Source organism: Arachidicoccus sp., from assembly GCF_050436765.1.
In the GTDB taxonomy this organism is placed as follows: domain Bacteria; phylum Bacteroidota; class Bacteroidia; order Chitinophagales; family Chitinophagaceae; genus Arachidicoccus.
Window position 1 is genome coordinate 1 of the sequence record NZ_JBNQGD010000414.1, and the last position, 8,789, is coordinate 8,789.

At 37.0% G+C, this 8,789-nt stretch carries 9 protein-coding genes; 8 read left to right on the forward strand and 1 reads right to left on the reverse strand.

Annotated features, from left to right (window positions below; all coding sequences use genetic code 11):
• Nucleotides 1-250 precede the first annotated feature (250 nt).
• Nucleotides 251-862 (reverse strand): L-threonylcarbamoyladenylate synthase, encoded by a 612-nt coding sequence (locus ACQR30_RS17145; RefSeq protein ID WP_429737006.1) that lies wholly within the window; start codon nucleotides 860-862, stop codon nucleotides 251-253.
• Between the two features lie 81 nt (nucleotides 863-943).
• Here ACQR30_RS17145 and ACQR30_RS17150 point away from each other — a divergent pair, with 81 nt between their 5' ends.
• From ACQR30_RS17150 to ACQR30_RS17185, 8 genes are all read left to right on the forward strand, one after another.
• Nucleotides 944-1,831: a cupin-like domain-containing protein gene (locus tag ACQR30_RS17150; RefSeq protein ID WP_429737007.1), complete on the forward strand. Its 888-nt coding sequence runs from the start codon at nucleotides 944-946 to the stop codon at nucleotides 1,829-1,831.
• Between the two features lie 200 nt (nucleotides 1,832-2,031).
• Complete coding sequence (gene lpdA / locus ACQR30_RS17155; protein ID WP_429737008.1) at nucleotides 2,032-3,432, forward strand: dihydrolipoyl dehydrogenase; 1,401 nt, start codon at nucleotides 2,032-2,034, stop codon at nucleotides 3,430-3,432.
• A gap of 163 nt (nucleotides 3,433-3,595) precedes the next feature.
• Nucleotides 3,596-4,741 (forward strand): ergothioneine biosynthesis protein EgtB, encoded by a 1,146-nt coding sequence (gene egtB / locus ACQR30_RS17160; RefSeq protein ID WP_429737009.1) that lies wholly within the window; start codon nucleotides 3,596-3,598, stop codon nucleotides 4,739-4,741.
• A gap of 58 nt (nucleotides 4,742-4,799) precedes the next feature.
• A complete protein-coding gene (locus tag ACQR30_RS17165) occupies nucleotides 4,800-5,747 on the forward strand; it encodes an L-histidine N(alpha)-methyltransferase (RefSeq protein WP_429737011.1) in 948 nt (315 codons plus the stop codon).
• A gap of 72 nt (nucleotides 5,748-5,819) precedes the next feature.
• Entirely contained in the window at nucleotides 5,820-6,572 is a 753-nt protein-coding gene (locus ACQR30_RS17170) for a PPK2 family polyphosphate kinase (protein WP_429737012.1), read from the forward strand.
• 64 nt (nucleotides 6,573-6,636) lie between these two features.
• Nucleotides 6,637-7,068 (forward strand): large conductance mechanosensitive channel protein MscL, encoded by a 432-nt coding sequence (mscL, locus tag ACQR30_RS17175; RefSeq protein ID WP_429737013.1) that lies wholly within the window; start codon nucleotides 6,637-6,639, stop codon nucleotides 7,066-7,068.
• 97 nt (nucleotides 7,069-7,165) lie between these two features.
• Nucleotides 7,166-7,978, forward strand: coding sequence for a segregation and condensation protein A (locus ACQR30_RS17180; RefSeq protein WP_429737014.1), 813 nt, complete (start codon nucleotides 7,166-7,168; stop codon nucleotides 7,976-7,978).
• A 156-nt stretch (nucleotides 7,979-8,134) separates the two neighbouring features.
• Nucleotides 8,135-8,789: hypothetical protein (locus ACQR30_RS17185; protein ID WP_429737015.1), on the forward strand; the 655-nt coding region annotated here is incomplete at its 3' end.

Sequence of the window (8,789 nt, forward strand, 5' to 3'; positions counted from 1 at the left end):
CACAATAAAAAAGATTGCAGCATATATTAGTAGGTGCAACGACGTAATAAAGCCCCAAGAAATTACCCGTAATAACAAATAATATTGGGCAAATATAATCTTGGTGGGGACAACTGCAAATGAAATAAGGTTTGTTTATTAAATTAGGTACTTAATTTTCAACAATAAATTCTAAGCAGACTCAATTTGCCAAAAAGGTTGCTAAGATTATTGATTTTTGCTTCAATGACATGCAATTGTTGTGTAACTATTATATTTCGTCAAAGGCGCCGGCACCCTGCCTTATTACTTCGTAGGGCTCTTTGGTGCAATCCACAATCGTTGACGGCTGCATATTGCCAATACCGCCATCCACGACAATGTCGACTAGGTTTTTGAAGTTCTCGTACATTAATTCAGGGTCAGTATATTCCTCAACCATTTCTCCTGGTAAAGAGGTGGAGAGAATTGGATGCGTCAACTCGGTTAACAAAGTTTGGCAGATTTTATTATCCGGCACACGCAAGCCAATCGTGTTTTTTTTCGTTTGTAAAATTTTGGGAACTTCCTTGCTGGCCGGTAAAATAAAGGTAAACTGGCCGGGTAAATGATGCTTCAATATTCTATACAGGGGCGTTGATATGGCTTTGGTATATTGGCTAAGAGCACTCAAATCTTTGCAGATAAAGCTCATTTGTATCTTTGGCAATTGTATCTGTTTGATGCGGGCAATTCGTTCAACGGCTTTATGTTGGAATATGTCGCAGCCCAACCCATAAATGGTATCCGTTGGATAGATGATAACACCACCATCTAACAAACATTCTACAATGGTTTTTATATTTCGTGAATTGGGGTCTTTCGGATGTACTTGTAAAAACATTTTTAAAATTAATCTTTTTTTTAAAAAAGGATTAACTACTTTTCAGTTTATTGTATTTTTGGACTTCAAATTTTTTGAACAATGCATCTAAAAAGTGTTGATACCGTTGACGACATCAGTCCTGAGTGGTTTAAAAAGAAATATTACGACACCCAAACACCTATAATTATTAAAAATCTCGCCAAACAGTGGCCGGCTTATCAAAAATGGGGTTGGGACTATTTTAAAGAAAAACTTGGGAATGAAAAAGTAGGCATCTACAATAATGTAAAAAGTGATCCTTATACCCCGATTAATAAGGCAGATGACTATGTATTGTTTGGTGATTATATTGATATGATACGCAAAGGTCCTGCGGAGTGGCGTATATTTTTATTCAATATTTTTAACCACGCCCCTGAGTTGGCAAAAGATTTTACTTGGCCTACCCAATTAATGAAAGGTTTTGTAAAACGTGCACCTATGCTGTTTACAGGAGGTGAGGGTGCGGTTACACACATGCATTTTGATATTGATTTAAGCCATATCCTCCATACACAATTTATAGGTCGAAAGAGAGTTTTACTTTTTCCCTACGACCAGCAGCACAGGCTATATCGCAAACCGTTTGAAGTCCTGAGTTTAGCTGATTACTCTCATTATTACAATCATGAAAATAGTAAGGTAGATTACCAAAAATATCCGGCATTAGAATTAGCAGAAGGCTACGACGTTATTTTGGAACACGGTGATACATTGTTTATGCCAGGCGGTTTTTGGCATCATATGGAGTACTTAGAGAGTGGATTCGCCATGAGCCTTCGCGCAATCAACCATTCAGTGCCGACCTTTTTAAAGGGAATTCTAAACATTACTGCTATGCGTGGTATAGATACATTAATGAAAAAAACACGCCCGGAGAAATGGTATAATTGGAAAAATAAAAAAATATTTGATGAGGCTGAAAAGGAATTGTTGGAGACCAAATAACGCTTTTCTTGCATTTAATTTGAAAATACCGCATTCAAAAAATAGAATACGGTATTTTCATTTTATAGTTCTCTTTCGATATAATAACTTTTCATTTTCCTTTTTTTTTCGGAACTTCGAAGGAGGCTTAAGCCTAAGCCTCTTATTTTTCTGCCTAAATTACTGCTCCATATATTTTAATTCATTTCAAGAGTTTAACTATGAGGAAATTCGATGTGGTTATTATTGGTAGCGGTCAGGGGGGCAATCCACTCGCACATGCTTTTGCGCAGGCGGGTTATCAAACTGCGATGATAGAACGAAATCTCGTCGGCGGTACTTGCATAAATATTGGTTGTACTCCCAGTAAGACGTTGATTGCATCTGGCAAAGTAGCTCATACAATAAAACGTAGTGAGAAATACGGTATTTATGTAGAAGAGATGCGCGTGAAAATGAGTGAGGTAGTAAGTCGGAAAAATAAGGTGGTCAAAAGTTTTCGCGATGGTGTGGAGCAGGGGTTAAAATTGCAAAAGAATATCACGCTCATTAAGGGGCACGCAAGATTTATAGAGCCATATCGATTAAATGTAGAAATGAACAGTGGTGCTAGGCAAAAAATAATGGCAAACAGAATCGTCATAGATACAGGTGCGCGCAATAGGGTGCCTGAAATTGATGGACTAACTTCGATCGATTTTTTTGATTCTACTTCTATTATGAATATTAAAGATGTACCAGAACATTTAGTAATTATTGGTGGTGGTTATAACGGATTAGAAATGGGGCAACTGTTTTTACGTCTGGGAAGTAAAGTAACTGTTATTGACGCCTCTAAAAGGTTGCTGCCCAAAGAAGATGAAGACATTGCCGCGGAAATTCAGCACGTATTAGGAAAAGAAGGCATGAAAATATATGTAAATGCCACCATAGAGAAAGTCTCGAAGCAAAATAGGGATTCCTTAACTTATGTTTTTTTTAAACAAAATGGTGGTAAGAAAAAATTGATTGCTTCACATATAATGATCGCTGCAGGTCGTATACCAAATACGGATGATCTGGGCTTAGAGGCTGCAGGTATTGTTACCGACGAAAATGGATTTATAAAAGTTAATGGCAAACTGGAAACAAATATTGAGAACATTTATGCCATTGGAGATGTAAATGGAGGGCCGGCTTTTACGCATATTGCTTATGATGATTTTAGAATTTTGAAAGCAAATATTTTGGATAAGAAGCAACAATCGACGAGAAATCGTCTAATTCCTTATTGCATGTTTATCGATCCACCATTAGGTCGCGTAGGGCTCTCAGAAGATCAAGCAAAGCAGAAGGGAATTAAATATAAAATCGCCAAAATGCCGATGTCCAAAGTGGCAAGAGCCTTAGAAACGGGACAGTCCAAAGGTTTGATGAAGGTACTCATCGATACATCGACTGATAAAATTTTGGGCGCGAGTATTTTGGGCGATCAAGCAGGTGAGTTGATGAATATGCTACAAATTGCGATGTTAGGTGGTCTAAAATATCAGCGCCTTCGTGATGGTGTTTTTGCTCATCCTACCTACGGCGAATCGCTCAACAATCTTTTTGCTTCTTTTGCTACTGGTAAGGGCAAATAGGGATTAAAATCCCTTCCCAAAATATTGGGTACAAGGATGGTCATTTCATGGTTTCACCAGTATGTATTATAGGATGTACGATAACGTCGGAGCTCATAACAGTAGAAATGACCAGGGTGTTACGCGAAACGCATTTTAAATTTTCATTATTTAAAATTCTTTTATGGTAGATCGTTATTTAGAAGTTCGAGGCCATTCTCACAGAATTTGCGCACCGCTTAAAATAGAGGATTATGTTGTACAGCCCATTGTGGATGTAAGTCCACCAAAATGGCATTTGGCCCACACTACCTGGTTTTTTGAAACTTTTGTTTTAAAGCCTTTTAAGAAGGATTATCGAGAGTTTGACGCCGACTATAGTTTTGTTTTTAATAGTTATTATGAAGCGATTGGAGAACGAGTAAAAAGACCAGACCGTGGAAACCTTACACGCCCGACCGTGGAAGATGTGTATAATTACCGAAAATACGTAGATGAACAGATGGTGGAATTGTTGCAAGGAAATCTTTCAAAAGAACTGCAAAATGTCGTTGAATTGGGATTGCAGCATGAGCAACAACATCAGGAGTTGCTGTGGACGGATATTAAATACATTTTGGGGAATAATCCACTGTTTCCCGCTTATTCGACTGAATATATTTATAGGGAAGAAAATATTTCAGAAAAAGGGTTTGTTCAATTTCCTGAAGGTATTTATGAAATAGGTTATAAGGAGAATGATGGGTTTTTCTTTGACAATGAAAAAGAAAGGCATAAAGAGTTTTTAAATGAATTTTCTATTAGAAAGTCTTTAGTTTCTAACGAAGAATATTTGGCTTTTATAAATAGTGGAGGCTATAAGAATCATCAATATTGGCATTCTGATGGCTGGGCCTGGGTACGAGAAAATAATATAGAAGCACCCATGTATTGGTACAATATTTATGATAAATGGTATTGCTATACTTATCAGGGAATAAAAGAAATAGAGGCTCAAAAAGCAGTCTGCCACGTAAATTTTTACGAAGCCTCGGCTTTTGCCACGTGGAAAGCAATGCGCCTGCCGACTGAGGCTGAATGGGAAGTGGCTGCTGAGAAATTAATCTGGGGTGAACGTTGGGAATGGATGAATAGTGCTTATCTGCCGTACCCCGGGTTTAAAAAAGCAGACGGTGCTATTGGGGAATATAACGGTAAATTCATGGTAAATCAGCAAGTCTTGAGAGGCGCATCGGTGGTTACTTCACCGCAGCATAGTCGTATCACCTATCGGAATTTTTTTCAACCAAACTTACGTTGGCAGTTTACGGGAATACGTTTAGCTAAGTGAGCTCCCAGGAAACGAAAGATTTCGGGGTTTTACGGTCATGATATAAAATTTTAAGAAGATGCCTTCATTTTGCGAAGATATTTACGCAGGACTCTGCGCAACGCCCAAACAGTTACAGTCAAAATATTTCTATGATGAGAAAGGAGATGAACTTTTTAGGAAAATTATGACTGCCCCTGAATACTATATCACTAATTGCGAAATGGAAATCCTTTCTGAGCAAACTACTGATATAATTGATGCTTGTTTTAAGTTGGTAAAAACTTTTAATATAATAGAATTGGGTTGTGGGGATGGCGCTAAAACAAAGTATTTATTAAAGAAACTAGTAGAGAAAAATATTGATTCAATTTTTATTCCTATTGATATTTCTGCTAATGCTTTGCAAATTATCGAAAAGAGTCTTAAGCAAGAAATTCCTTCAATGAAAGTAATAGGATTGAACGGAGATTATTTTGAAATGTTGCCCAAGGCAAATGTCGTAAATGGACATATTAGAAACAAGTTGGTTTTGCTTTTGGGTTCTAATATCGGCAATATGTTGCCTGAAGAAAGTTTAGATTTTTTGCGGAAGATATTCGACCATTTAGATGATGGAGATTTGTTGTTTGTTGGATTCGATTTAAAGAAAAATCCTAAAAATATTTTGGCTGCATATAATGACGTTGCAGGCATTACCAAGGATTTTAATCTCAATTTACTTCAACGGATTAATACAGAACTAGGTGCAAATTTTAATCTTGATAAGTTTGATCATTTCCCGGTTTATAATCCGATTAGTGGAGCTTGCAAAAGTTTTCTGATCAGCTTAGAAGAACAAGAAGTAAAAATAAAAAGGTGTAAAAGTTCTTTTCATTTTCTAAAAGACGAAGCTATTCAAATGGAAATTTCTCAAAAATTCTCTATGGATATGATTAACAATTTTGCGCAGCGGGTAGGCTTCAAGGCTATTCGAGAATTCTTTGATTCTAAAAGATGGTTTGTGGATGTACTTTGGCAGAAATAATAATTCAATTGGTATATCCGGGTTCTATAATTTTACTTGGCTAAAAAAGGTATACCTTTAAAAGAAAAACCTATGGCACATATTCGTCTCAGTAAAATAGACCCCAATCCTCCCGAAGGGTTTGAGAAGCATAAGATTAAGGAGCAGACAAAAAAGATGCTGAATGATTTGGATGAATTACAGAACAAATTGTACGCAGGTCATCAACATTCTGTTCTAATTATCTTGCAGGGTATGGACGCCTCGGGAAAGGACGGTGCTGTGCGAAAAGTATTTGAAGGTATAAACCCACAAGGGATAGATGTACATTCATTTAAAGTACCGACCGAGGAAGAATCATCTCATGACTTTCTGTGGCGTATTCACAAACAAACACCACAAAAAGGAATGATTAAAATCTTTAATCGGTCGCATTATGAAGATATTTTAGTCACGCGCGTACATAAAATCATTGATACGAAGACGGCAAAAAAAAGAATGAAGGCCATCAATGATTTTGAGCAATTGCTTAGTGAAAATCATACACATATACTAAAATTTTATCTACATATTTCCAAGGAAGAACAGACAGAACGATTAAAAGAACGATTAACTATTGCTCGAAAAATGTGGAAATATAATAGTAATGATTTTAAAGAAGCGGAGTATTGGGCTGATTATCAAGCCTACTACGAAGATTGTTTTAATGATTGCGGTGAGATTCCATGGATAATTGTGCCCGCTAATAAAAACTGGTATAAAGAATTTTTGATTACAGAAGCATTACATAACCTCTTAAAAAAGTTGCATTTGAAATACCCCATATTAGAAAATAATAAAATTTAATATGTATTAGATTTTCATTACATTTGATAGCGTATTGCTATTATTAATACCTAAAACCTATATCATGGGATTCGTAAAAGAATTTAAAGAATTTGCCGTAAAAGGCAATGCCATCGACCTAGCTGTCGGTGTGATTATTGGTGCTGCTTTCGGGAAAATTGTTACCAGCATCATAGAAGATTTGGTAATGCCTGTTGTTTCAAAAATAATTGGGCAACCAGATTTCAGTAAGCTTTGGGTGGATTTAAATGCTAAAGCAGCTAGCGGCCTTGCGCTGGCTGATGCCAAAAAAGTGCAGGGGTCGGACATTTTTGCATATGGTAATTTTATTACTGTGGCTATCAATTTTTTACTTATTGCCGTTGTCATTTTTATGATGGTAAAAGGAATCAACAAATTGAAGAAGAAACAAGCGGAAGCTCCGGCTGCAGCTCCTGCACCTACTAATGAAGAAGTATTGTTGACAGAAATAAGGGATGCCTTGAGAAACAAATAATATTTCTCTTCCTGCATTGAACAAGAATAAAATTGTATTTTTACAAAATCCCGAAATTAATTTCGGGATTTTGTTTTTGTCCTTTAAATAGAATTCATTGAGTACGCCTGTTTATCAAATCAAATTACCGCAGTTCGAAGGTCCTTTTGATCTCTTACTTTTTTTTATTGAAAGAGATGAGTTGGATATTTATAATATACCAATTACAAAAATTACTAACGATTTTTTAGACTATATACATCATCAGGAGAACCTCAACATTGAACTGAGCAGTGAATTTATTTTGTTCATCTCTACACTCATGCGTGTAAAGGCGAAGATGCTTTTGCCCAGGAAAGAACTAGATGATAAGGGCAATGAAATAGACCCGAGACAAGAACTTGTAGATAAAATCTTAGAGTACAAAAAATATAAAGAGGCGGCATCGGAGCTTGCGGAAAAAGAGACCTTGCGCCAATTAATGTTGAAACGTGGCAACCTGCAAAAAGAACTCAATCAAATAGGAGAGGTTGCCGCTGAAGGGACTGAAATTGAAACCGTCAACTTATTCAAGTTGATGAAAACTTTTGAAAAAGTAATTCAGCGCTTGCACGATCGAAATAATAAACCTGTCCATACAGTTGTCCAATACAACTACACGATGGAGGGAAGTCGAGAATATGTTTTAACGTCGGTGAGGGAAAAGCAGTCCGTTTCTTTTGAGAAAATATTTTCTATTTGCGAAGATAAAATTCACGCGCTTTTTCTTTTTTTGTCTTTGCTGGAATTATCCCAAATGCGTTTTATGACGCTGCAAGTTGGTGAGGGCCGCAATAATTTCATTATTGAGTGGAACAACCGTCGCGAGGAAGAAATCGCGGAAACCGGCCTGCCTCAAAATGAAGAAGAAGTGTTTAGCTCAGATAATTAACCCGCTCTATTTTTCAATACTAAATTATGGAAATTTTCTTTTCTTGCATCTTATAATAGGATAAGGTTGCAACCCTTTTTGTTTTGTACATCGCTCTTATACGCATAAGAAGCATTGTATGAGGTTTTAATTATTTTACTATTAAAAACTACAAAAATGGAAGCGGCAAAAATATTGGACAGCTCTTTATTGGATATTTTATTTGAAAATAGAAACAAGTATTATGGCGCTTACCAATTGCGCAAGAACTACAATCGAAAATTATTGTCTGCACTTCTGTATACAATTGCTATAACTATTATATTTTCAATTATTGCCCTGCATCACAAAAAAATGACCAAGGCAGCTGCAATGGCATTTCCTGTTGCCATTACAATAAATGCGGTGCAAGTGCCTAAGCCCAAAATAGCCGCGCCTAAACCTCCAAAATCGTCGATGGCGCCGAAACTGCAAGAGGTTAAATTTACAATTCCTAAAATTTCGAACGACAAATTAGTGTCCTCCGATGAAATGCCGCCGAAGCAAACGGCAACCAATATCAATATTGGCGCATTCAATCAAAAAGGTTTGAACAGGCCGGGGCTGTTGGCGACGCCGCGCGAAAATCAAGGCATTGGTCAAGCGGGAAATGGTTCGGCCAACGCAAATGGTCATGGAGGGGCAGATGTGACTTTTGTAACGGTACAGGTAAAGGCACAGTTTCCAGGAGGTGCCGATGCTTGGAAAAAGTATTTGGAAAGGAATCTTCGTCAAGAGGTTCCAGTTGACAATGGTGCACCGGCTGGTCTGTATGGTGTTACTGTTTCCTTCC